Here is a 23,729-nt window from a genome sequence, read left to right as displayed (position 1 = left end):
CCGCCCGGACACGGAACTATTTTCGCCCTATTTTAGGGAACATACGTGCGATAGATGTCGTTATTTTCCCAGCTCGCCCTAAGATTGTGGAGTCCTCCTCCGATTCTGCCCCCGCAGGCCTGTTCGGCTCTGCGGGTTGCCGTGGCACGAGCATGCGCGGCAACCCGCCATCGCGGAACAACCGGCCAAACTCCGCGCTCCACTTCACCTGCATAGCGTGATCTTGGGTGGCAAATTCGATTTCGGAAGTGGTCTTTTCCCCAGCGCGCAGCGCAATAATGTCATTCAAGTAGCGGAAGAATACCGCGATCATGGCAGCCACAGGAACCGCCAAGAACGCGCCGATGATGCCGAATAAACTGCCACCGAGCGTCACTGACACCAGGACGATCACGGGATGGAGGTTCATCGCTTTGGACTGCAGCATCGGAGACAAGATGTTGCCCTCCAGCTGCTGGACAGCAACGACAAGTACCAGCACAATGACCGCCTTGGTCAGCCCCAAGGACACCAGCGCAATGAGTACGGCCAAGGCGCCAGCCACGAAAGCACCAACGATAGGAATAAAGCCGGCGAAGAAGGTCAGGGTTGCCAGAGCCAGGGCCATAGGAACCCCGATGATGAGCAGCCCGGCTCCGATGCAGATGGCGTCGACAAGCGAGACAATGGCTTGAGCGCGAATGAAGCCGGACAAGGTCTGCCACATGCGTGACAGTAACTCTGTGAGGTGCAGGCCAGCGCGCTCGCCGGAGATGTTGCGCAGCCAGGGCAGGAACTTATCGCCGTCTTTCAAGAAGAAGAAGGTAAGCACTAGGACCACGCCGAGCGTGACGAGCACGACTGACATAGTGCCGAGGCCGGAAAACACCTCGGTAGCAATCTGGCCGGAGCGTTGTTGCAGCCAGGTGACGGCGCTGTTGAACAGATCGTTCAGGTCGTCGTATTCCAAATTGAACGGCGGTCCTTGAAGCGTGAGCTGGGCGCGTAGCAACAACTCATAGGTCTGCAGGTATAGCGTCTGGGATTGCCGACCGATGCTCGGGGCCATCGCCGCGATAACCGCGCCGAAGATGGCGAGGGTGGACAGTATCGTCGTTAACGCCGCCACGCCTGCTGGGAGGCCGATTTGGCGCAACCTTCGCGTCGGGGGCCAGAGGACGGAACAGACGATGATGGCGAAAGTGACCGGTAGAAGACCCTGCCACACCTGCTTGCCAATGAACCACGTCACGTAGGTGGCTGCTGCGATGATGAGCAGTCGCAGGCACCAACTAGCGAATTCCTTGAGTCCCTCAGCGATGATCAGCGAGCGATCGATGTGATCGCCAGAGGAGAGTTCGTCAAAGGTCCAGGAGGTGTCCTCAACGGGTGGCAAACCTGAATCATCGTGGTGCTCATCCGGGCTCACGTGACTCTCCTTTAGCTAAGTCGTAGCACTTCTCACTCGAAACTCTAGCGGATTATGGTCGGCAGGTAGCCGGGGCGCACGTGAAGGCTTGCTAGGATGAGTAGCCGTGAGCCTTACTCTTGGAATCGTCGGTTTGCCCAACGTCGGCAAGTCCACTCTTTTTAATGCCCTTACTCGTAACGATGTGCTGGCAGCGAACTACCCATTCGCCACCATCGAGCCGAATGTCGGCCTAGTCGAGCTTCCGGATCATCGCCTGACCCGGCTTGCTGAGATTTTCGGATCGGAACGAATCCTTCCAGCAACCGTTTCCTTCGTAGATATTGCCGGCATCGTCAAGGGTGCGTCCGAGGGAGAAGGCATGGGTAATGCTTTCCTGGCGAACATTCGTGAAGCTGATGCGATTTGCCAGGTTGTGCGGGCATTTTCCGACGACAACGTTATTCACGTGGACGGTCGCGTCGATCCTTCCACGGATATTTCCGTCATTAATACAGAGCTTATTCTCGCGGACTTGCAGACGATTGAGAAGGCGTTGCCACGCCTAGAGAAGGAAGCGAAGAAGGACAAGTCGCTGGCCGACAATGTCGCTGCTGCGAAGACCGCGCAGGAGATTCTGGAAGACGACCGCACCCTGTTCGCTGCAGCCAAGAACGGCGAGATTGACCTCACTCTTGTCCGCGATCTACACTTGATGACCGCGAAGCCGTTCCTTTACGTGTTCAACTCTGATGAGGAAGTCCTCACGGATGAAGCGCGTAAGGACGAACTGCGTGCCCTCGTTGCGCCAGCGGAAGCCGTGTTCCTGGATGCGAAAACTGAAACGGACTTGCTGGAACTAGACGAGGAAGAAGCGCTGGAGCTGCTGGAATCCGTTGGGCAGACCGAGCCGGGCCTGGCTACTTTAGCCAAAGCTGGATTTGCCACCCTTGGGCTGCAAACCTACCTGACCGCGGGGCCGAAGGAATCCCGTGCGTGGACCATCAAACAAGGTTCCCACGCGCCACAGGCTGCTGGTGTTATCCACACGGACTTTGAAAAGAAGTTCATCAAGGCTGAGATCGTTTCCTTCGATGACTTGGACGCGTGTGGCTCGCTCGCCGAGGCGAAAGCACAGGGCAAGATGCGTATGGAAGGTAAAGACTACGTCATGCAGGATGGCGATGTCTGCGACTTCAAGATCGGTGGCTAACAGCCCAAAGCTCACCGAGTTGCGGTAGTCCGCCGCAGGATTCCCGAAGGTTGCTCCCGCATTGGAATTTCCAGTGAGGAGAAACCGTCGGTGTCAGGGAAGTCTGCTGTGGCTTATCGACGAACTGGACCATCAATCCCAATTGGTTTATCGGTCTCGGTGAATTGGGAGCAGTTATTAGCCACGTACTAGCAGACGATCTGAGGATCCACTGCTAGTTGGCCTGTACTGTGATTTTTCCGGTAAACAGGTCCTGACCCGCTGGTGGAACCATCGGTGCCCGTGGTCAGGCTGTCCAAGTGTCCGCTTAAGGTTTGGTTGCAAAAGTTTCCAGGGCTAGGTGAGTTCAATCGCTGATGCGACTGAGGTTTCGATGCATGAGAAATGCGGGTTAGGTAGCAGAAAGTGTGTCTGTTGTCCGCGATAGGTCCTGGTCAAGGTATGCAAATGCATGTTTTATATTGCTTGAGGTCTTATAAACGCACAATCCTTGTTCAATACCGCGAGTGATACCGCACCTGTGCTAACAGGTGCGGTTACCTAACTCCGGTGACCAAAAACCGACCCCGATGCCCCGTCTGCCTGGGACAAAAGCAAAAACAACGGCGCTACTAGGTGGCGCTTCGGCCACCAAAACCAAAGCTGATCACACACACGCAGCAACCTTCCGGGCCTTCCATGCTTATGTTGTCAGCTCAACCGCAATGACCGATACTGCAGGCTCGTGAGGTATCTCCGGAAGGAGTCTGAACCGCAGGTTCGCACCCTTGTGCTGCTTAACTCCGCAAAACCCGGGAAGCGTTCCCCGGGTCTCGGTGATCTTTTAGGCTTCACACCTGCTATTTCACTGATTCCGGCCCGAGATCCGGGGAATGCTTCCCGGGTTTTAGTAAGAAACTTCAGGGGCCGTGATCAGAGCCCCCAGAAGTGAAGCAGCAATGCCGACCGGACACACATTTTGCTACTTAACCCAGAAACGCGACGCCCAAAAGACGTCGCGGACTGGGAAACAGCTGGGTGGTTAGCCGAAATACTCGGCGCTAATGAAGTTGTTTTCGAAATCGAATTCCAGTAGGCGGACCTTGTCCACGCCCTTTGGTTTCCAGCCTTTGATCTTGGTGCGAACTTCATCCAGACGTTCTGCCGGAACGTCCTTTGGTACGTCATTGACCTTGTAGTTGGTGATCGAAGTAAGTTCGCCAGTGGTTTTATCGAAGTGTAAAGTGCCTGACGCGCGATCGGTCTTCGGATTGGTGAGGTCTGGCTCGAGCAGAGCTTCCAGCGCGCCCCGTAGCTTGGCATCCATTTTCTCCGTAGTTGGCGTCGGCTGTGGAGTGGACGCTCGGGACGTGGGTTCTTTGGAAGATGATGTCTTCGGCGTGGAGGTTCTAGTGGGGGTACTCTTTGTCGTGCTTGGCTGGTTGGTGGGGGATGGGGCGGCAGCGGCGGTGGTTTCCTCGGTCTTCTTTTCCTTGCCGGGGATGGGCAGACTGTCCAGTGGGTTGCATCCGGCTAGTAGTAGCATGGCGGCAGAGCTGACCACCAATGCGGCGAAGGTGCGCTTCATAAAATGTCCTTGAAATGTTAGGTAAAACGGATTGAAGGAATGCTAGCCGCTGATCACAACTTCGGCTCGCTGAGAGCGAACCCATCTGGAGTCTGTTGCACAACCGTTATCGTTTAAAGGTGGAATTTACTCTGGGTATTTCATGTTCGTCTGCAGGCGCCCGCCGCTAAAGTTGAAAGAAATAGCAGTGAACTTCTGGTCAGCAGGCATCTGACTCAGTGGCACGAGCAGCTTGTTTGCTCGATTGATAGTTTCTAAGGTCGTTTGAACTGGAATATCGTTCCGGACGAGATTGTTGACCGCAGACACGCGCAGGTGACCGTCGAAAGTGATGTGTCCGTGAATCGCGTCAGTTTCTGGCCCCTCAACAACATCGCGGAGTATTTCAATGATCGCTGGGTTTACGCAATCGTTTATAACGAACATCGGGTCGAGGGGTGGATTTTCCGGTGCAGCTGGGGATCTCGCTGGGGTTTGATCAGCAGTGGTCTGGGCCTTTTCCAAACCGAGGGACTTTTTGATGGAAGAGGAGAAATTCATGAGGGTGAAGATACCTGGAAGAGCTTCCCGCTGCAGGTTAAGCGATAAATCAACTGTTTTTATATTGTTGAACGATGCTTCCTGCGAGAGGGTGTGTCTCTAGAAAACGAGACTTTAGTAAGCCATGACGGCAGCCAGCTGATTATCGTGGCTACCCATATCAAAAATGAAGTTGCGTACCATTATTGCTCTCTGCCTTCATGTGAAGGCATTATGGCAACTCAGCTCCTCATCGCGTTTGCGCTCACCCTAGCCGCGGGCTTATCGACGGCCATCGGTGGACTCGTCGTGCTCAAAAAGAAGCAGCTTTCCGATCGCTTTCTGGCCACGTCCCTCGGTTTCTCGGCTGGCGTGATGCTGTGGGTATCCTTCGCGGAGATTGTGCCAAAAGCGACGCAGAATTTGTCTGAGGCTTTTGGTGACAGGGGAGAGGCTGCTGCAGTGGCAGCGTTTTTCGGCGGTGTCCTGCTCATTGCCCTGATTGACCGCCTTGTGCCGGATGTTGTTAACCCCCTGAGCAGCATGAAGCCGGTGGGGTGGATGTGCGGAAGCTCCGGAATATGGGCATTATGACTGCCGCCGCTATTGCCCTTCACAACATCCCGGAGGGTATCGCTGTGGCGATCCAGATGTGGCAGGCGACGGGTTCCCGCAAACGCGCATTTACTTGGGCGGCGCTTACAGGATTGGCAGAGCCCATCGGCGCGCTGGTGGGATTCCTGCTGCTGTTGCCGCTGCTCGGACCGATGACGCTAGGGATTGCTTTTGGTGCCGTGGCGGGAATCATGGTGTTCATCTCAATAGATGAACTGCTCCCCACTGCCGTTGCGACGGGGCGCCACCACGCTGCTATTTATGGGTTGATCGTCGGGATGGCGATCATGGACATCAGCCTGCTGCTCTTTGCCTAGGGGGCAATTAGTGGGATCGCTTGAGTGGGGTGACATGGACAATCCCGGCGATGATACCGCCCCACACCGCGCCCAGGATCAACGAGAAAAAGGTGTTAACGCACCAAGCGAGGAAGCCTGCGGGAACCATGGTTTCCAGGTGGTGGACGAAGCCATAAAGCGGTGTCCATCCCAGCTCTGCGAGGCCAACAAGCACAATGTGCCCACCGACCCACAGCATGGCAAAGGTGCCGATCACAGCGATAGCGGTGAGGAGTTTGGGCATGGCGTCGACAAGCGCGCGGCCCATTTTCTGCGAGCCGGCATCCTCCCGCGCTGCCATCCGCAGGCCGATATCGTCCATCTTCACCAGCAGCCCCACCGCCCCATATACCAGGAGGGTGATGCCGATGGCGACCAAGACGAGTACGGCGGTGCGCATAGGGAAGCTGAGATCAGTGACGGCATTGAGGGAAATCACCATGATTTCTGCGGACAAAATGAGGTCGGTGGTGATGGCGCTGCGCACCAACTTGTTTTCATCCTGCGGCTCTGTTTGTACAGAAGTGGCATGCGAGTGATCTCCGGAGAACTTCTCGATGACCTTTTCCATGCCTTCAAAGCACAGGAAGGAGCCACCAAGCATCAAAATCGGGGTCAGCGCCCACGGCGCCCACACGCTCAGCGCGAGCGCTACCGGCAGGATGAACACCAACTTGTTCACCAGAGAACCCTTGGCGATCCGCCAAATGATCGGAATTTCCCGGGCGGGTGTCACCCCACTCACATACTGCGGAGTGACAGCGGCGTCGTCAACAACCACGCCAGCGGCCTTCGCGCTGGTCTTCGCAGCATTGACCGCGACATCATCGACGTTGGCGGCGGCAACTTTAGCAATCGCAGCGACATCATCAAGCAAAGCAGCGAGTCCGCCAGCCATCACACGTCCCTTTCATCGGTAACAAAAACCAAACGCAGATTTTACCCTGGCTGGCAGCGATTCGTGTGGTTAATCAGGAGGAAACAATGAGCCTACCACCCGATAATTAGGGTTAGGTTACCCAAACCTACTACACTGTGTGCATGACTGGAGAAGTACACGCAACGACGACAGCACGGGTAGCAACCGCACGCCCAGCACGCTACGCCAAGCAATTAGTGTCGCACTTCAGTGCAACCAATGAAGGCCACTGGAGCAGCGACGACGGTCGCGGAAACATCACGTTCATCGGTGAAGGGGCAGAGGCCGACAATCCCAAGAAGGCTTTCGACGGTCGCATTCAGGTCAGTCTTGTTGCCGCCGAATGCACCCTCCTTATCCACATTGAGGCCCCGGAACCGTTGATCCCCCGCTTCGAGAAAGTAGTGGGATCGCACCTGGTGCGATTCGGCGCGAAAGACGAGCTGGTCGTGACATGGCGTCGCAGTGACGGGGAACCCGGGAGCGAACAATACGCTGCTTCCCAAGACTGATAGAGTAATTTTCGCATAAAAGTGAACTACACGGGTGCCTGAGCGCAATCGCGCGACGAAGGCTGAGATACACGAAACGTGTGAACCGTAGCACCTGATCCGGGTAATGCCGGCGAGAGGGAGGAAAGACGTGGCTAAGTGGCGCGTTGTTGATATTTTGGTGGCCGTTGTACTGGGCGTGGCCTGCGGCCTCATTTTCTTCGTATGGAACTCAGCAGGATATGCCTGGTACGAGGCGATGAATGCGCTGACTCCGGGATTTGGTGGCGTTGCGGTAGGTATTTGGTTGCTGGGCGGTGTGCTCGGCGGACTGATCATTCGCAAGGCTGGTGCCGCAGTTTTTGTTGAGGTTCTGGCCGCCATCGTCTCGGCATTGCTGGGCAACCAGTGGGGAATTGAGACACTCTGGTCAGGACTCGCGCAGGGCTTGGGAGCTGAGCTGGTGTTCCTGATCTTCGCGTACCGACACTTCAATATTGTTAACTCAATTTCCGCTGGTATCGGTGCTGCGTGGGGTGCGTTCGTGATTGAGTTGTTGGTGTTCGGCAACCTAGCTAAGGGCGCGACGTTCAACTTGATCTACCTGATTTCCCTCACTATTTCCGGTGCGATCCTCGCCGGTGTGGTCGGGTTTATTCTGATGCGAGCTTTGGCGGCTACTGGCGCCCTTGATCGCTTTGCGGCAGGACGCGAACAGCGAAAACTGGTTTAACGTCGCTATGCGTGGCGCAGGTGTGATGGCGCGTGGCTTTGGGTGGCGTCACGCTAGCCGGAAAAAGCCCGCGCTGCACGATATAAGTTTTGAGATCGCGCCGGGGGAGCGCGTGCTGCTTATGGGTGAGTCGGGCGCGGGGAAGTCGACGTTGCTGACCGCGATTGCCGGCGTGCTGGGCGGGGACGACGAAGGTGATTTTTATGGCTCTTTGACCGTCGATGGCCTGGATGTTCGGGATCCGGCGGCTCGTGGCCTGGTGGGGATGGTGCTCCAGGACCCGGATTCTCAGGTGATTGCCTCCCGCGTGGGGGATGATGTGGCGTTTGGCTGCGAGAATCTCGGTGTCAGCCGCGAGGAGATCTGGCGGCGAGTACCGAAAGCACTTCAGCTGGTTGGTCTGGATCTGCCATTGGACCACCCGACCGCACAGTTATCCGGCGGGCAGAAGCAGCGTCTGGCGTTGGCTGGTGTGATCGCGATGGGGGCTCGGCTCATCGTTCTGGATGAACCGACGGCGAATCTGGACCCCGAGGGAGTTCGGGACGTACAGCTGGCCATCGCGGATGTGGTTACGGAGACTGGTGCCACACTGATTGTGGTGGAGCATCAAGTTTCGACGTGGCTGGATGTGGCAACGCGGGGGGTGGTGATCAGCAAGGAGGGCACGATGCTTTACGACGCCCCACTGCCCGAACTCTTTGACCGCCACGGCACCGAGTTGGCCGAGGCGGGTATGTGGGTGCCGGAAAAGTACTTGGCAGAGCCCCTGACTGGATCGCTGGTGCCCCCTGGCTCTCCCGCGCTACGTACTCAAGACCTCGTGGTGGGATGGTCCACTCCGGTTGGCGCGCCCCATTCGGTGGTACTGCCGGAAGGAGCGTCGACGGTGATCACCGGTGCAAATGGGGCCGGGAAGAGCACCCTGGCTTTGACGATGGCGGGGTTGTTGCCACCGCTGTCGGGAGAAGTGACGGTGACCGGTTTTAACGGCCTGCCGCATAAGTGGAGTTCGGCGACGCTCGCGCAGCGGATTGGGTTTGTATTCCAGGACCCAGAACACCAATTTCTGACCAGCTCGGTGGAGCAGGAGATGCTGCTTGCTGCCCGGGCGCGCGGTGCTGGGCGTAGGTGGCCCTGGTCCTCGCTGCCTCCTGCACCCCAAGACGCTAAAGATAAAGCCGGTGAGCTGCTGGAGCGGCTAGGACTGGCACATTTGGCTGCCGCGAATCCGTTTACGCTCTCGGGTGGGCAGAAACGTCGGCTTTCTGTCGCGACGGCGTTGGTGAGCACTCCGCGGGTGCTCATTTTGGATGAACCGACGTTTGGTCAAGACCGGCGGACCTTCTTGCAGCTGGTGCAGTTGCTTCGCGAACTGACAGCTAGCGGAACTGCTGTCGCCGCGATTACTCACGATGACTTATACATTCGGCTGCTCGGTGATCATAGGATCGAGGTGCGCAAGTGAACGTCCTGGCAAACACTAATCCCGTGACTCGGCTGGGGGCGTTGCTGCTGTTCACCACACCGTTGTTGCTGAGCGTGGACTGGGTGTCGGCCACGGTGGCGCTGGCCCTCATCTTGGTCTGTGCGCCCCTGTGCGGCATGAGCTGGTGGGTGTTGCTTAAGCGCGCTGTGCCTATTTTCGTTGCCACTCCGATCGCGGGGCTATCGATGGCGCTGTACGGTCGCCCGGAGGGCCACGAGTATTTTTCCTTCGCGTTCGCCCATGTCACGGACAATTCCTTGCAGTTGGCTGTTGCGATCATGCTCCGCATTCTCGCGGTCGCCCTGCCGGTGATCGTGTTGACTCGCGGGATCGATCCAACGGAACTCGGTGACGGTCTGGCGCAGGTATGGAAACTTCCCGAACGCTTTGTGATCGGCAGCGTGGCAGGGGTTCGGCTCATGACTCTCTTCCAGCGTGACTGGGCGGCATTGGCACGGGCGCGTCGCGCGAGGGGAGTGGCAGACGTGGGACGTATCCGGGGCGCTCTGGGAATGGCTTTTTCGCTGCTGGTGCTCGCGATTCGGCGTGGCACCAAGCTGGCCACGGCGATGGAAGCACGCGGTTTCGGTGGGGAAACGCCACGGTCGCATGCGCGCGTATCGACGCTCTCTTTCATCGATTGGGTGGTGCTTGCAGTGGCCTTATGCTGCGGAATCTTATCGATCGTGGTGGCTGTGTATGTAGGCGAGTTCCGTTTCCTGGGGGCTTAAATGGTAGCTCCTACTATTTTGGTCGATGGTCGCTCGGGATCGGGAAAGACGACGTATGCCACTGAACTGGGCTGCAAACTGGGCTGGCGTGTCGTGCACATGGATGACTTCTATCCGGGCTGGTGGGGCCTTGCTGCGGGGGCGCAGATAGTGGCGCGCGATGTGCTGCGTTTGGATCAGCCAGGTTTTCGACGCTGGAATTGGGAGCTTTCAGAGCCCGGCCAGTGGGTGTCGTTAGATCCCGGGGAGCCGTTAATCGTGGAAGGCGTCGGGGCGGTTACTGCGGCATCGGTAGCTGCGGCTCGGCTGCGTGGCCCTGCCCTTAGCGTACGGATCGATTGCGCTGCGCACATACGCAAGCGTCGGGCGCTGTCTCGTGATCCAGATTTCGCGGAGTGGTGGGACATGTGGGCGGTGCAAGAGGAGGAGTTCCTTTCGCAATCGGTCCCAGTAGACCTCAGAATTTCAGCTGATTGTTGAACAGTTGACTGGCCAGCGGGGGTGAATATTATGCGGTCGTCATTGTTGATTTGTCATGGTGTTTTGCCGGTGAAAGTCTGGATTTCCGCTGGCAAAGGTTGGAAAGTTCTAGGTGCACCCTGAAGCTAAGAAAAGAATTAATTCAACTAAAGTGTATTTAACCAGGTTGCATATGCAGAGCGCAGTGTGGCAAAGTTCAGGGAAGAAGTTGTGTTGCATGAGTTAATTCTGTAAACAGGTATGAACTACGTCACGTTTGGCGTAGGTAGCTGATTTAGTGGACCCGCTCATGTAATCGGCTCGGTCTGGCTCTTGAACCCGGGAGCCATGTCACCATGGAGGAAAGTTCATGATTTTGAAGAAGTCCCTGGCTGCAGTGTCTGCGGCAGCCCTCGCATTCGGCCTGGCAGCATGTGGCTCCGGCGACTCTGGCTCTGGTTCCGGTGGCGGCCTCGTGCTTACCAACGGCTCCGAACCACAGAACCCGCTGATTCCTGCCAACACCACCGAAACTGGTGGCGGTCGCGTCATTGATATGATCTTCGCAGGTCTGGTGTACTACGACACCGACGGCAAGGTTCACAACGAGCTGGCCGAGAAGATTGAAAAGATCGACGACACTAACTACAAAATCACCCTGAAGGCAGACCAGAAGTTCTCTGACGGTTCTACGGTTAAGGCCGAGAACTTTGTCAAGGCCTGGAACTACGCCATGGAGAACTCGCTGCAGAGCGCTTACTTCTTCGAACCCATCAAGGGTTTTGAAGAGGGCAAGAAGGAAATGGAAGGCCTGAAGGTTGTCGACGACAAGACCTTCACCGTCGAACTCGCTGAACCAACCTCCGACTTCGAGCTGCGCCTCGGGTACTCCGCATTCTTCCCACTGCCTGATTCCGCTTTCGATGACATGGAGAAGCAGGGCGAGATGCCAGTCTCCAACGGCCCATACAAGCTGGAGAGCTGGGAGCACAACAGCTCCATCACCATCGTTCCTAACGAGAACTACGCTGGCGACCGCAAGGCTAAGAACGACGGCGTGAAGTTCACCTTCTACCCGAAGCAGGATGCTGCTTACGCCGACCTGCTCTCCGGCAACCTTGATGTTCTGGACGCAGTTCCAGACTCCGCCTTCTCCCAGTTCGAGACCGAGCTCGACGGCCGTGGCGTGAATCAGGCTGCAGCTATCTTCCAGTCCTTCACCATCCCAGAGAAGCTTGAGCACTTCTCCGGTGAGGAAGGCAAGCTGCGTCGTCAGGCGATCTCCCTCGCTATCAACCGCGAAGAGATCACCGACAAGATCTTTGAAGGCACCCGTACTCCCGCCACGGACTTCACCTCCCCAGTGATCGATGGCCACTCCGACACCCTCAAGGGCGCGTCAGTGCTGAAGTACGACCCAGCGAAGGCAAAGGAGCTCTGGGCCAAGGCTGACGAGATCTCTCCATGGACCGGCAAGTTCGCCATTGCCTACAACGCTGACGGCGGCCACCAGGCATGGGCAGACGCCACCGCTAACTCCATCAAGAACACCCTGGGCATTGATGCCGAAGGCGCACCTTACCCAGACTTCAAGTCCCTCCGTGACGAAGTGACCAACCGTACCATCGCCACCGCGTTCCGTACTGGCTGGCAGGCAGACTACCCAGGTCTGAACAACTTCCTGACCCCGCTGTACGCTACGGGCGCCTCCTCCAACGATGGCGACTACTCCAACCCTGAGGTGGATAAGCTGCTGAAGGAAGCTGCTGCAGCGGCGTCTGTTGAGGAAGCAAACGAGAAGTACAACCAGATTCAGGAGATCCTGTTTACTGACCTGCCTTCCATCCCACTGTGGTACTCCAACGTCACCGGCGGTTACGGTGAGAACGTTGACAACGTGAAGTTCAACTGGAAGTCCGTTCCGGAATACCAGAACATCACCAAGAAGTAATATTTCGCCTCAGTGAACCCACCATCTTGAGCCCCGAGTGATGCTCCGCAGCAGAACTCGGGGCTCGTGGTATTTTTAGTGAAGTGTTGGAATATAGTGATTAGCTTCGCTTAATTTTGCGAACTTGCCCCCTTTACCCAAGGAAACCTTATGTTGCGTTATGTCGGGCGACGTTTGCTCCAGATGATCCCGGTCTTCTTCGGAGCAACATTGCTTATTTACGCCCTCGTCTTTTTGATGCCTGGTGACCCAGTCCAGGCCCTCGGCGGCGATCGTGGTCTTTCCGAGGCAGCTGCTGCCAAAATCCGCGCGGATTACAACCTCGATAAACCGTTCCTCGTTCAATATCTGCTCTACATCAAGGGCATTTTCATGCTGGACTTCGGCACCACATTCTCCGGACGTCCCGTCGCAGAAGCGATGGCAAATGCCTTCCCAGTCACCATCAAACTTGCTGTGATGGCCCTGATCTTTGAAGCCGTGTTAGGCATCGGTTTCGGTGTGATCGCAGGTATGCGTCGCGGAGGCTTTTTCGACTCCACCGTGTTGGTGCTGTCCCTGCTGGTTATTGCAGTGCCATCCTTCGTCATTGGCTTCGTATTCCAGTTCATCGTGGGCGTGAAGCTCAAATGGCTACCGACCACCGTGGGATCGCGGGAGGATGTCGTTTCACTACTGATGCCCGCGATCGTTTTGGGCGCCGTGTCTTTCGCCTATGTGCTACGCCTGACGCGCCAATCGGTGTCCGAGAACCTCGACGCAGATTACGTGCGCACCGCTCGTGCAAAAGGCCTGAAGAGCAGTGATGTGACTCGTCGCCACGTGCTGCGTAACTCGTTGATCCCTGTCGCCACCTTCCTGGGCGCTGACCTGGGCGCTTTGATGGGTGGCGCGATTATCACCGAAGGCATCTTCGGCATCAATGGCGTTGGTGGCACGATCTACCAGGCCATTGTGAAGGGTGAGCCTGCCACCGTGGTTTCGTTCACTACGGTGTTGGTGATTGTCTACATTTTCGCCAACCTTGTCGTTGACCTGATCTACGCCATTTTGGACCCGAGGATTCGCTATGTCTAACACCGACAACACCTTTTTTGCGGCCCGACCTGGCCAAGAACACTTCATCGCTGAAACCGACGAAACCGGCCTCGGCGCCGTCGACGCCGTTGCGGACGAATCTGCACCTTCTTCCGTCTGGGGCGAAGCGTGGCGTCAGCTCCGCCGTCGCCCACTGTTTTGGGTATCTGCAGCACTGATCTTCATCGCGGTTGCGCTAGCTGTGGTGCCACAGCTGTTCACCACGACTGACCCTGGCATGTGCGAGCTCAGCAAATCCCTAAATGGCCCTGAATCCGGCCACCCCTTCGGCTTTGATCGCCAGGGCTGCGATATTTACTCCCGCATGATTTACGGCGCCCGGGCGTCGGTAAGCGTGGGCGTGTTGACCACCTTGCTGGTGGTGCTGATCGGCACCGTCATCGGCGCGCTCGCCGGTTACTTTGGCGGATTCCTGGACACGCTGCTGTCTCGCGTCACCGATATTTTCTACGCGATCCCGCTGGTGCTCGCTGCCATTGTGGTTATGCAGATGTTCAAGGAACACCGCACGATCTTCACCGTGGTGGCCGTCCTGGCCCTGTTTGGCTGGACCAATATCGCACGTATCACCCGTGGCGCTGTGATGAGCGTGAAGAACGAAGAGTTCGTCACTGCTGCCCGGGCGGTGGGGGCCTCGCGCTGGAAGATCCTGACGAGCCACGTGCTACCGAATGCCGCTGCGCCGATCATCGTGTACGCCACCGTGGCGCTCGGCACCTTCATTGTGGCTGAGGCAACGCTGTCCTTCCTGGGCATTGGTCTGCCACCGAGCATCGTCTCTTGGGGCGGCGATATCTCCAAGGCGCAGTCCTCGCTGCGTACCCAGCCCATGGTGCTGTTCTGGCCCGCGATGGGTCTGGCACTGACCGTACTGAGCTTCATCATGATGGGCGATGTTGTCCGCGATGCGCTCGATCCGAAGAACCGCAAGAAGTAGGGTGACATGACTGAACGAAACACTGATGCTCCGTTGTTGGAGCTGAAGGACCTCCAGATCTCCTTCACCTCTTCCACCGGTACCGTCGACGCCGTGCGTGGCGTTAACCTGACGATTTATCCCGGCCAGTCCGTGGCTATCGTGGGCGAATCCGGTTCCGGTAAATCCACCACCGCTATGTCCATCATCGGGCTGCTCCCCGGAACAGGGCGAGTAACCGGCGGACAGATCCTCTTCGAAGGCAAAGACCTCGCTGGGCTGTCCAGCAAGCAGATGGAAACCCACCGCGGCTCAGACATCGGCCTGGTGCCCCAGGACCCAATGTCCAACCTGAACCCAGTGTGGAAGATCGGTACCCAAATCAAGGAATCCCTCAAGGCCAACAACGTGGTCCCGGGGTCTGAGATGGAGGGGCGCGTCACCGAGCTGCTCGAGGAGGCAGGGCTTCCCGATGCCGAGCGCCGCTCAAAGCAGTACCCACACGAGTTCTCGGGTGGTATGCGCCAGCGCGCCCTGATCGCCATCGGCATGGCAGCGCGCCCGAAGCTGCTGATCGCAGACGAGCCGACCTCCGCGTTGGACGTCACGGTGCAAAAGCGCATCTTGGATCACCTGGAAGGGCTCACCAAGGAGCTGGGTACCGCGGTACTGTTCATTACGCACGACCTCGGCCTTGCTGCTGAGCGCGCGGAACACCTCGTGGTGATGCACCGCGGGCGCGTCGTAGAGTCTGGCCCGTCGCTGCAGATTCTGCGAAACCCCCAGCACCCCTACACCAAGCGGTTGGTGAAGGCGGCACCGTCGCTGGCGTCTGCCCGCATTCGTTCTGCCCAGGAACACGGCATCGAGTCGGAGGAACTGCTTGCCCCGCACGTAGCCACCGATGAAGTGGTGATCCGGGTGGAGAACCTGACCAAGGAATTCGATGTTCGAGGTGCGAAGGGAGACAAGAAGAAGTTCAAGGCCGTCGACGACGTCACCTTCGATCTGCGCAAAGGCACCACGCTGGCGCTGGTGGGTGAATCCGGCTCCGGCAAGTCCACGGTGGCCAACATGGTGTTGAACCTGCTGCCGGTAACTTCCGGAAAAGTGCTGTACAAAGGCACTGACCTCACCTCGCTGAACTCCAAGGAGCTCTTTGACATGCGGCGCAAGCTGCAGGTGGTGTTCCAAAACCCGTACGGCTCTCTGGACCCGATGTATTCGATCTTCCGCTGCATCGAGGAGCCACTGGCCGTTCACGGCGTTGGGTCGCGTAAGGAGCGGGAAAAGCGCGTTGCGGAGCTGCTGGACATGGTGGCGATGCCGCGGTCTACGATGCGTCGCTACCCGAACGAGCTATCCGGTGGCCAGCGCCAACGCATCGCGGTTGCGCGTGCCCTCGCGCTGAACCCTGAGGTGATCATCCTCGATGAGGCCGTGTCGGCGCTAGACGTGCTGGTGCAGAACCAGATCCTGAAGCTCCTGTCCAGTCTCCAGGAAGAACTGGGACTTAGCTATCTGTTCATCACCCACGACCTCGCGGTGGTCCGCCAGACCGCCGATGACGTGGCCGTGATGAAGCAGGGCAAGCTGGTCGAGCTCGGCACTGCCGATGAGATCTTTGCTAATCCGCAAGAGGACTACACCCGCAACCTCATTGACTCCGTGCCAGGTCTCGGCATCGAGTTGGGGACGTCTGTGTAACTTCACACGCATAACGCCCGGGCCCTTGTGAAGGTCCGGGCTTTTTGCGCGCTCGTTCCAGCACACAGGGGTTACAAAATTTCGTCGATCACTTCGGTCGGTCGGGCGATCCGGACGCCTTTCGGAGTGGCGACGATGGGGCGTTCGATGAGCTTCGGGTGTGCGACCATGGCGTCGATAAGCTCGGCGGGCGGGGTGGTGGGGCTGAGGCCTAACTCTTTGTATTCGGCTTCGCGGGTGCGGATTGCGTCGTGGGGGCTGAGGCCGGCGCGGTCCAGCAGTTCGCTGAGTTCAGCGGCGGTCAGCGGCGTTTTGAGATATTCGACCACGTTACAGTCGAGCCCACGTTCGGCGAGGTAGGCCAGCGCGGAGCGGGATTTAGAGCAGCGGGTGTTGTGGTAAACGGTGATATCCATGTGGCTAGTTTAGCCAGCAGGCATCAGATCCACGGTGGAGGCCCAAGTGAGGTTCATGCCCTTTGCGGCGAGCCAGGCCATGGCGTCGTCACCATTGCGGGTGATGCCGTCGACCGCGACGAGGGTGGTCTCAATGGCCTTTTCTGCTTCTTCGGCGGTGATAATTCCGGCGGAAGTAGCGGCGGCCAGTTCATCGATGTCCACCACTTCGACCGGGGTGCCGGTGGTGGAAACGAGGTCGATGTAGAAGTCGCGGGTGGTCCACACCCCCTCTGCCGTGTCGATAGCGGCGACGTCGAAGTAGAAGTCCTGCGGTCGTTCGTGGCCGGGGCGGAAGTGGAATTTGCTCACTCGCAGGCTTAACGACGGCAAAAGCCAGCTTTCCAGGTAGCCAAACTGGGGATGGTCTGCACCCCGGGCCATATAAAGCCCAAAATCTGTTTCGGTGTAGACATCGACCTGCCGGAGGAAACCCTTGGGATCCGTGTTCACGGAGGCGGACACATCAAAGGTTTCTTTCTTCACGGGGTGCAGGTCAGTCATGTCGATATCCTTTTTGGGTTAGCTCACGAAGAAAGAAGTAGCGGTCGGGGCGAAGTTGCAGGAGTTAGTGGTGTTGCCTTGTTCGCCTGCGAGGGCGACGGATCCGTCGAGCCAGGCGATGATGTGGCCGTGGCCGGTGTCGGCAACCCCTGAAACGGTGGCAGGTCCTTGCGGGTTGATGCCGGTGTTTTCCAGCTTGGTAGCGCCAAATTTAAGGGTGTTAACGTTGAGCCAGTGCACAAACATGCCAGGTTGCTCTTTGGCCGCGGGGCTCGTGCCGAGTGCGGTGAAGAGGAATGCGGTTTGACCTGGTGCGGCACCGGGCAGTGGGAGCTCTGCTGGACCTGGCACAGCGATTGCCGTACCAGTTGATGCAAGTTCTCCGCCGATGCAGTTGGCGGACACGGTAGGCCAGACGAACTGGTTGAACACCGGTGCTCCTTCAGGGAGAGCGACACCGCCTTTGCCGTCACCCCGGTAGAAGGCCACGATCGCGAGAATGATGTTGCGTGTGTCTTCCGGAACCCATTTTTGGGAGGCGAAGCCTTCCATTTGCTGCAGGATATGCGGAGCTGGTCGGCCGAGATGGTCGATGGGGGAGGCAGACAGTTCTGCAGCGTGTGTTGGGATGGCCATGCCGACGCTCAGGAGTCCAGTGAGCACAACTGGTGCCAATCTCCGGGTCAGTGCACGCACGTAAAACAGTCTCGCTTTCCTGGGTGTTGAAGAAACTTGGGGACGCGACCACATCCGTCGCAACAGTCACAACAAGAACAATAGCAACGAAAGCCTTGTTTTGTCACACGAATTGGGTGCATTCCTTGGTTCGTCTATGTACTACGTCGCCTGACGGAACAATTTTGTTACCCACACGCACCCAAAAACCGAAAAGGTGCGCACAAGGGGTAGAGGGGAGTACGCTAGATACCCGTCATAAGTGCCCCTACATCAGGTGAGGGGTGCTTCCCATGATTTCAGGAGATTTTCCCTAGTGACCCACACTGAGTTTCGTAACGTAGCCATCGTCGCGCACGTTGACCACGGCAAGACCACCCTTGTTAATGCACTGCTTGAGCAGTCCGGCGTGTTCGGTGACCACGGCGAAGTTACGGACCGCGTCATGGACTCCGGTGACCTGGAGCGTGAAAAGGGCATCACCATCCTGGCTAAGAACACCGCTATCCGTCGCGCCGGTGCCGGCAAAGACGGCCAGGACCTCATCATCAACGTGATCGACACCCCAGGCCACGCCGACTTTGGTGGCGAGGTTGAGCGCGCACTGTCCATGGTCGACGGTGTGGTGCTGCTTGTCGACGCCTCCGAAGGCCCACTGCCACAAACCCGCTTCGTGCTGGGCAAGGCCCTGGCAGCCAAGATGCCAGTGATCATCTGCGTGAACAAGACCGACCGTCCAGACGCCCGTATTGATGAGGTTGTGGAAGAATCCCAGGACCTCCTCCTTGAACTCGCTTCCACCCTCGAGGATGAAGAAGCCGCTCTGGCAGCTGAGCAACTCCTGGACCTACCAGTGCTGTTCGCATCTGGTCGCGAAGGCAAGTGCTCCACCGAAAACCCAGGCAACGGCAACGCTCCCGAGGCCGAGAACATGGATGCTCTGGTTGACGTCATCTACAACGTACTGCCGGAGCCATCCGCAGAGATCGACGCGCCGCTGCAGGCCCACGTCACCAACCTGGACTCCTCGTCCTTCCTCGGCCGCATCGGCCTGGTCCGCATCTTCAAGGGCAAGCTGAAGAAGGGCCAGCAGGTCGCCTGGATCCACTACGACTCCGAAGGAAACCAGCACACCAAGACCGCAAAGATCGCTGAGCTGCTGCGCACCGTCGGCGTGACCCGTGTTCCGGCCGAGGAAGTCATCGCCGGCGACATCGCGGCGATTTCCGGAATCGACGAGATCATGATTGGCGATACCCTCGCGGATGTTGAAAACCCGGTTGCACTGCCACGCATCACCGTCGACGAGCCAGCGATCTCCATGACCATTGGCGTAAACACCTCTCCGATGGCCGGTAGGGGAGGTGGCGATAAGCTCACAGCTCGCGTCGTCAAGGCGCGCCTTGACCAGGAGCTCATCGGTAACGTTTCCCTGCGCGTTTTGCCGACCGACCGCCCAGATGCGTGGGAGGTACAAGGCCGTGGCGAAATGGCACTGTCCATTCTGGTGGAGACCATGCGCCGCGAAGGTTTCGAGCTGACCGTGGGCAAGCCACAGGTCGTGCCAAAGATCATCGACGGCAAGACCTACGAGCCATACGAGCACATGGTGATCGACACCCCAGCAGAGCACCAGGGCGCCATCACCCAGCTCATGGCAGCGCGCAAGGGACAGATGCTGTCCATGGACAACACCGGCTCCGACTGGGTCCGCATGGAATACAAGGTTCCAGCCCGTGGCCTCATCGGATTCCGTACTGTCTTCATGACCGAAACCCGCGGCACCGGCATCGCCAACCACTACTCCGAAGGCTACGAGCCATGGGCCGGCGAAATCAAGGACCGCGCCACCGGCTCCCTCGTTGCCGACCGCTCCGGCCAGATCACCGCCTACGCACTCCAGCAGCTCGCGGACCGTGGCCAATTCTTTGTCGAGCCAGGTACCGAAGCTTACGAAGGTATGGTGGTAGGCGCCAACAACCGTGATGAAGACATGGACATCAACATCACGCGCGAAAAGAAGCTCACCAACATGCGCTCCGCCACCGCTGATGCCACCGTCACTTTGGCCAAGGCTCGCACCTTGTCTCTGGAAGAGGCAATGGAATTCTGTGGCGCCGACGAATGTGTGGAGGTCACCCCGAACATCATCCGCGTCCGTAAAGTGATCTTGAACGCCACCGAGCGTGCCCGTGCCCGCTCCCGCGCGAAGCAAATGAACAAGTAACCTGTTTTTCTCCTCACCCCGCGCCCCGGTTCCTAATGGAGCGCGGGGTGTTGTGTTTTGCTGGCCAAGCAATGTGTGGCTAGTTCATGGTGCCCTTTGGGGATCCCGATGTTGTGCTAGCACTCGGGTGTGCGGAGCTGAACTTTGGCGGTGCAGCGGCACTACATCGGCGTAGGGCCGGTTGGTGGAGATTGGTTGGTAGAGAGTTCGAGAGGAAGTCGCGTCAAAAGGGGGTCGAGGTTGATTTCTACTCGAACTCTCTACCAACCGTTCTCGACCAACCGTTTTTGATATCGCTCACCTGTGGGGAAAGCGTGTCGGCTGCCGGACCCCGACATTTTCCCAAAATGTGTCCGGGGACACCGCGCAAACAACGTGACAGGCCCGTATCTGATGTATGGGCAGCGAGTAATGTGCCCCATGTTAGGAACAGTGCGGGCTATTCCACCTGGGGGTTTGTGATAGCAAATGACCTACCGTGGGGCAGATTAAGGCTTCATGGCCCCAGATACCCAAAAAACTCCCTCTTGAGCATTCAAGAGGGAGTATGAAAATTTGCTAGCTTTCTTCCAGCTCGTGCCCGATGAGGACTTCGTCGGTGGCGTGTTCGGATGGGCCGAGGACTCCGACCTGGTCGTCAGGAGCGCGACGTAGGGCTGCGATGGAGGCGGCCAGGCCACCCCAGATGATGACGATGAACAGAACCATCATCATGATTGCGGATCCACTCATGGCGTTATCCTTTACTGTTCGGCAGCGAAGCCTGCGTGGCGTTCGCGGTCTGGGTTGAACTTACGTGGGCGGTGGTAAGGGCGCTCTGGGTCGGGTTCGACACCGAAGTCGGACCCTGGCGGGCCGTCAATGCGACTGATACCACGCCATGGGATGACGGACATCATGAAGGCGAAGGCCGCAATCAGTGCGAGAACACCCCAACCGAAGAGAATCAACTGGGAGGAAGAGTAGCCTTCGTATGGTTCCTTGATCAGGTTGATCAGTTCCTGGACCAGGGTGAATCCGAGGACGATGGTGCTGATGTTCACCACGCAAATGCGCCAGATGGTGCTGACCCGGAAGGAGGAGACAGCGTTGAGGTGCAGCCCGAATTCGTCGATGCGTCGCAGGATCCAGTCGATCACGATCACGGAGATCAGCGCGATGCCGACGATGCCGATGTTGTTGGTGAACTTGTCCATGATGTCCAGCGTGGACAGTGCAGAAGTGGTGGAGAACAGTCCCAGGGAGATCAGCGCCATGAACACGCCGATACCGACGGCTGCGGTCTTGCGGGGCAGGTTCAGCTTGTCCTTGAATGCGGACACCACCACTTCCAGGAGGGAGAACAAGGAGGTGAAACCGGCGATGGTGAGACTGCCGAAGAACAGGGTGCCAAACACCGGCCCTAAAGGCATTTCGTTGATGATGGTTGGGAAAGCGATAAATGCCAGGCCAATACCACTCTTAGCGACCTCACTCACCTCCACGCCCTGTTGGGTTGCCATGAAGCCCAGCGCCGCGAACACACCAATACCCGCCAAAACCTCGAAGGAGGAGTTTGCGAAGCCGGTAACCAAACCGGTACCAGTCAAGTTGGTGCGTGGCTTGAGGTACGAGGAATACGTGAGCATGATGCCGAAGCACACCGACAGGGAGAAGAAAATCTGGCCGTACGCTGCGATCCACACTGTCGGGTCGCTCAGAGCGGACCAGTCCGGCGTGAAGAAGGCGTTCAGACCCTTTGCAGCACCTGGGAGGAACAGAGCCTGGATCACCACGATAATGAACAGCACAGTGAGCAGCGGCATGAAGATCTTTGCGGTCTTGCCAATACCTTCGTCCACTCCCGCAGCCAGGACAATAATGGCAACGACCCACACCAGGGCCAGGGCAATTGCGATCTGCGGCACGATGTGGGTGGACACGGTGGCGCTGGTATCGGCTTGTAGGAACGTTTCCCCAAAGTAGTCCCCAGGGCTATCGCCCCAGGCCTTGTTGAAGGATTTCACCGTGTAAAGCCCAGCCCAGCCGATGATGGCGGCGTAGTAGATGGTGATAAAGAAGGAAATACCCACCTGGATCCAGCCGACTGGTTCGGCCCAGCCCTTGATGCGTCGGAAAGCCAGTGGGGCGGAGCCACGGTAACGGTGGCCGATAGCGAAGTCGAGGAAGAGCAGTGGGATGCCTGCAGTCAGCAATGCCACGAGGTACGGAACGAGGAATGCGCCACCTCCGTTGTCGTAAGCAACATATGGGAAACGCCAAATGTTACCTAGGCCAACTGCGGAAGAGATAGCAGCGAGGATGAAGACGAACCGGGTGGAAAATACCTCACGGCGTTCGGAATTTTGAGTAGCCAATGGTCGGCCTTTCAGTAATCAACGTAAAAGGTCGCGCTTTCGCACTTCCTTGGTGATGAAGTACGATCGCCCGTTGAAGCGGCTCAAAAGGGTGATTTGAACCACACAATTGCTGTAAGTGTGCACATCGTATCACTAGGTGAGATGGCCTGTCAGCAACTTCGGAGATTGTTGGCATATCTATTGTAGATTCTGGGAAAAACCTGACTACGCTGGGGGCGTGTTTTACCTAAAGTGGCGTCCCATCATTGGTACTGGATTGATGTTTGCCAGCAACGGCGCACTGTTTGCGAGCCTGTTGCCCTGGTATCCCACCCTGATGCGCAGTTGGGGGCTAGCTGAGGCCACCTTTGGCCTGGTCGTGGCCTGTTTCCCGCTTGGCTCGATCCTCTCCGCCGCGGTCCCTGCGCCGATTGTGAAGCGGTTCGGTCCCCGGGCAACTGTAGTGGCCGGCACCATCCTGATGGCAGCGATTCTCACCGCAGGTGGTGGCGTGAGCTCGGGGTGGGCGCTCGCGGGGCTGCTTTTGGTCCTTGGATTCTTGGACCCCATCGTGGACGTGGCACAAAATGTGACGGCCGTGCGGGTGCAGGACGCGGTCGGTTTCTCCGTTATGTCGAGCGTGCATGCGGCATGGAGTCTGGGGGCGGCGTCGGGTGGTGCGTTAGCGACGATGGCCGTCGGTAAGCTGCCCATGGCGTTGCACCTGGGGCTCGCCGCGACTGCGGTGACCGCCGTGGCACTGCTGGGGACGACGCTCGTAGGCCCCGTTCCCGCTCCCGAAGAGGACACTGATCAGCAGCAATCCACTTCGACTAAGCGGGCAATCCTGTCGGTCATCCCCATCGTGGCGATCGCAATCGGCGGGGCCGTGGTGGAAGAGGTGGCAAGCAACTGGGCGGCGCTCGCGGCCCATCAGCTCGCTGGGGTGCCGCTGTCCGCGACGGGCATTGCGCTATCCCTGATGCTCACTGCGCAATGCGTCGGCAGGTTCGCGGGAGACCCAATGATTAACCGGTGGGGCAGGGTAGCGGTGGCACGCGTAGGGGGCGTCCTCATCGCGGTAGGCGGCATCATCGCTATCAGTAGCACCGCGCCCCTGCCGTTGTTTGCTGGTTTCATACTTGCTGGTTTTGGCTGCGCCACCATCGTCCCCAGCGCGTTTGTGGCCGCTGCGAGGATCCCGGGGATTTCGGAAGGGGCGGGGCTCACGATGGTGTCCTGGCTGATGCGGATCGGTTTCTTGACGGCGAGCCCGGTGATTGGGGCGGTGGCGTCGGCAAGCTCGCTGCGGGTCGCACTCGGAATTGTCGTGCTGGGCGGGGTCACTATTATGGCGCTCAGCCCACAACTCGCAGGCAGTGGTAAAGATAGATAG

General features: G+C 58.1%; 21 protein-coding genes and 1 pseudogene. 13 read left to right on the top strand and 9 right to left on the bottom strand.

Annotation, left to right across the window (positions count from 1 at the left end; translation table 11 throughout):
* Positions 1 to 16 precede the first annotated feature (16 nt).
* Positions 17 to 1,408, bottom strand: a complete 1,392-nt coding sequence (locus tag ACZ6ZO_RS01705) for an AI-2E family transporter (RefSeq protein WP_465290052.1) — start codon at positions 1,406 to 1,408, stop codon at positions 17 to 19.
* Between the two features lie 106 nt (positions 1,409 to 1,514).
* On the opposite strand from ACZ6ZO_RS01705, the gene ychF reads away from it, so the two are divergent.
* On the top strand, positions 1,515 to 2,600 hold the full coding sequence (gene ychF / locus ACZ6ZO_RS01700; protein ID WP_182386505.1) for a redox-regulated ATPase YchF: 1,086 nt from the start codon (positions 1,515 to 1,517) through the stop codon (positions 2,598 to 2,600).
* 1,021 nt (positions 2,601 to 3,621) lie between these two features.
* Here ychF and ACZ6ZO_RS01695 read toward each other — a convergent pair.
* Both ACZ6ZO_RS01695 and ACZ6ZO_RS01690 read right to left on the bottom strand, forming a co-directional pair.
* On the bottom strand, positions 3,622 to 4,167 hold the full coding sequence (locus ACZ6ZO_RS01695) for a hypothetical protein (RefSeq protein ID WP_465290050.1): 546 nt from the start codon (positions 4,165 to 4,167) through the stop codon (positions 3,622 to 3,624).
* 126 nt (positions 4,168 to 4,293) lie between these two features.
* Positions 4,294 to 4,707 carry a hypothetical protein gene (locus ACZ6ZO_RS01690; protein ID WP_465290048.1) on the bottom strand — a complete coding sequence of 138 codons (414 nt, stop codon included), beginning with the start codon at positions 4,705 to 4,707 and terminating at the stop codon, positions 4,294 to 4,296.
* 210 nt (positions 4,708 to 4,917) lie between these two features.
* Here ACZ6ZO_RS01690 and ACZ6ZO_RS01685 point away from each other — a divergent pair.
* A pseudogene (locus ACZ6ZO_RS01685) lies at positions 4,918 to 5,618 on the top strand (ZIP family metal transporter).
* 7 nt (positions 5,619 to 5,625) lie between these two features.
* Here the strand turns inward: ACZ6ZO_RS01685 and ACZ6ZO_RS01680 are convergent.
* Positions 5,626 to 6,537, bottom strand: a complete 912-nt coding sequence (locus tag ACZ6ZO_RS01680) for a DUF808 domain-containing protein (RefSeq protein ID WP_465290046.1) — start codon at positions 6,535 to 6,537, stop codon at positions 5,626 to 5,628.
* A 143-nt stretch (positions 6,538 to 6,680) separates the two neighbouring features.
* Between ACZ6ZO_RS01680 and ACZ6ZO_RS01675 the strand changes: the two genes are divergently transcribed.
* From ACZ6ZO_RS01675 to ACZ6ZO_RS01635, 9 genes are all read left to right on the top strand, one after another.
* Positions 6,681 to 7,070: a DUF2218 domain-containing protein gene (locus tag ACZ6ZO_RS01675; RefSeq protein WP_465290044.1), complete on the top strand. Its 390-nt coding sequence runs from the start codon at positions 6,681 to 6,683 to the stop codon at positions 7,068 to 7,070.
* A gap of 106 nt (positions 7,071 to 7,176) precedes the next feature.
* Positions 7,177 to 7,782 carry an ECF transporter S component gene (locus tag ACZ6ZO_RS01670; protein ID WP_182386499.1) on the top strand — a complete coding sequence of 202 codons (606 nt, stop codon included), beginning with the start codon at positions 7,177 to 7,179 and terminating at the stop codon, positions 7,780 to 7,782.
* Between the two features lie 7 nt (positions 7,783 to 7,789).
* Positions 7,790 to 9,250, top strand: a complete 1,461-nt coding sequence (locus ACZ6ZO_RS01665) for an ABC transporter ATP-binding protein (protein ID WP_465290438.1) — start codon at positions 7,790 to 7,792, stop codon at positions 9,248 to 9,250.
* Positions 9,247 to 10,002: an energy-coupling factor transporter transmembrane component T family protein gene (locus tag ACZ6ZO_RS01660; protein ID WP_465290042.1), complete on the top strand. Its 756-nt coding sequence runs from the start codon at positions 9,247 to 9,249 to the stop codon at positions 10,000 to 10,002. The genes ACZ6ZO_RS01665 and ACZ6ZO_RS01660 overlap by 4 nt, the downstream gene beginning before the upstream one ends.
* Positions 10,003 to 10,482, top strand: coding sequence for a nucleoside/nucleotide kinase family protein (locus tag ACZ6ZO_RS01655; protein WP_465290040.1), 480 nt, complete (start codon positions 10,003 to 10,005; stop codon positions 10,480 to 10,482).
* A 349-nt stretch (positions 10,483 to 10,831) separates the two neighbouring features.
* Positions 10,832 to 12,412: a peptide ABC transporter substrate-binding protein gene (locus ACZ6ZO_RS01650; RefSeq protein WP_343159544.1), complete on the top strand. Its 1,581-nt coding sequence runs from the start codon at positions 10,832 to 10,834 to the stop codon at positions 12,410 to 12,412.
* 150 nt (positions 12,413 to 12,562) lie between these two features.
* On the top strand, positions 12,563 to 13,489 hold the full coding sequence (locus ACZ6ZO_RS01645) for an ABC transporter permease (protein ID WP_465290038.1): 927 nt from the start codon (positions 12,563 to 12,565) through the stop codon (positions 13,487 to 13,489).
* Positions 13,482 to 14,447: an ABC transporter permease gene (locus ACZ6ZO_RS01640; protein ID WP_208769044.1), complete on the top strand. Its 966-nt coding sequence runs from the start codon at positions 13,482 to 13,484 to the stop codon at positions 14,445 to 14,447. The genes ACZ6ZO_RS01645 and ACZ6ZO_RS01640 overlap by 8 nt, the downstream gene beginning before the upstream one ends.
* A gap of 6 nt (positions 14,448 to 14,453) precedes the next feature.
* On the top strand, positions 14,454 to 16,133 hold the full coding sequence (locus ACZ6ZO_RS01635; protein ID WP_465290036.1) for an ABC transporter ATP-binding protein: 1,680 nt from the start codon (positions 14,454 to 14,456) through the stop codon (positions 16,131 to 16,133).
* 71 nt (positions 16,134 to 16,204) lie between these two features.
* Here ACZ6ZO_RS01635 and arsC read toward each other — a convergent pair whose 3' ends face one another.
* Genes arsC through ACZ6ZO_RS01620 form a run of 3 tightly spaced genes read right to left on the bottom strand, consistent with a single transcriptional unit; the run spans position 16,205 to position 17,788 of the window.
* Positions 16,205 to 16,549, bottom strand: coding sequence for an arsenate reductase (glutaredoxin) (gene arsC, locus ACZ6ZO_RS01630; RefSeq protein WP_208769046.1), 345 nt, complete (start codon positions 16,547 to 16,549; stop codon positions 16,205 to 16,207).
* 9 nt (positions 16,550 to 16,558) lie between these two features.
* Positions 16,559 to 17,092, bottom strand: a complete 534-nt coding sequence (locus tag ACZ6ZO_RS01625) for a ribonuclease FAU-1 family protein (protein WP_182386492.1) — start codon at positions 17,090 to 17,092, stop codon at positions 16,559 to 16,561.
* A gap of 18 nt (positions 17,093 to 17,110) precedes the next feature.
* On the bottom strand, positions 17,111 to 17,788 hold the full coding sequence (locus ACZ6ZO_RS01620) for an Rv1157c family protein (RefSeq protein ID WP_465290033.1): 678 nt from the start codon (positions 17,786 to 17,788) through the stop codon (positions 17,111 to 17,113).
* A 295-nt stretch (positions 17,789 to 18,083) separates the two neighbouring features.
* On the opposite strand from ACZ6ZO_RS01620, the gene typA reads away from it, so the two are divergent.
* Positions 18,084 to 19,994, top strand: coding sequence for a translational GTPase TypA (gene typA / locus ACZ6ZO_RS01615; protein WP_182386490.1), 1,911 nt, complete (start codon positions 18,084 to 18,086; stop codon positions 19,992 to 19,994).
* 558 nt (positions 19,995 to 20,552) lie between these two features.
* On the opposite strand, the gene metS is transcribed toward typA, so the two are convergent.
* The gene (gene metS, locus ACZ6ZO_RS01610) at positions 20,553 to 20,726 is read right to left on the bottom strand and encodes a methionine/alanine import NSS transporter subunit MetS (protein ID WP_182386489.1); all 174 of its coding nucleotides are present in this window, start codon (positions 20,724 to 20,726) and stop codon (positions 20,553 to 20,555) included.
* An 11-nt stretch (positions 20,727 to 20,737) separates the two neighbouring features.
* Positions 20,738 to 22,351, bottom strand: a complete 1,614-nt coding sequence (locus ACZ6ZO_RS01605; protein WP_465290030.1) for a sodium-dependent transporter — start codon at positions 22,349 to 22,351, stop codon at positions 20,738 to 20,740.
* A 220-nt stretch (positions 22,352 to 22,571) separates the two neighbouring features.
* On the opposite strand from ACZ6ZO_RS01605, the gene ACZ6ZO_RS01600 reads away from it, so the two are divergent.
* Positions 22,572 to 23,729, top strand: coding sequence for an MFS transporter (locus ACZ6ZO_RS01600; protein WP_465290028.1), 1,158 nt, complete (start codon positions 22,572 to 22,574; stop codon positions 23,727 to 23,729).

The organism is Corynebacterium sp. NPDC104732, assembly GCF_055583565.1.
The sequence above is the reverse complement of the archived record's forward strand: the minus strand, read 5'-3'. Positions and strand labels throughout refer to the sequence as shown.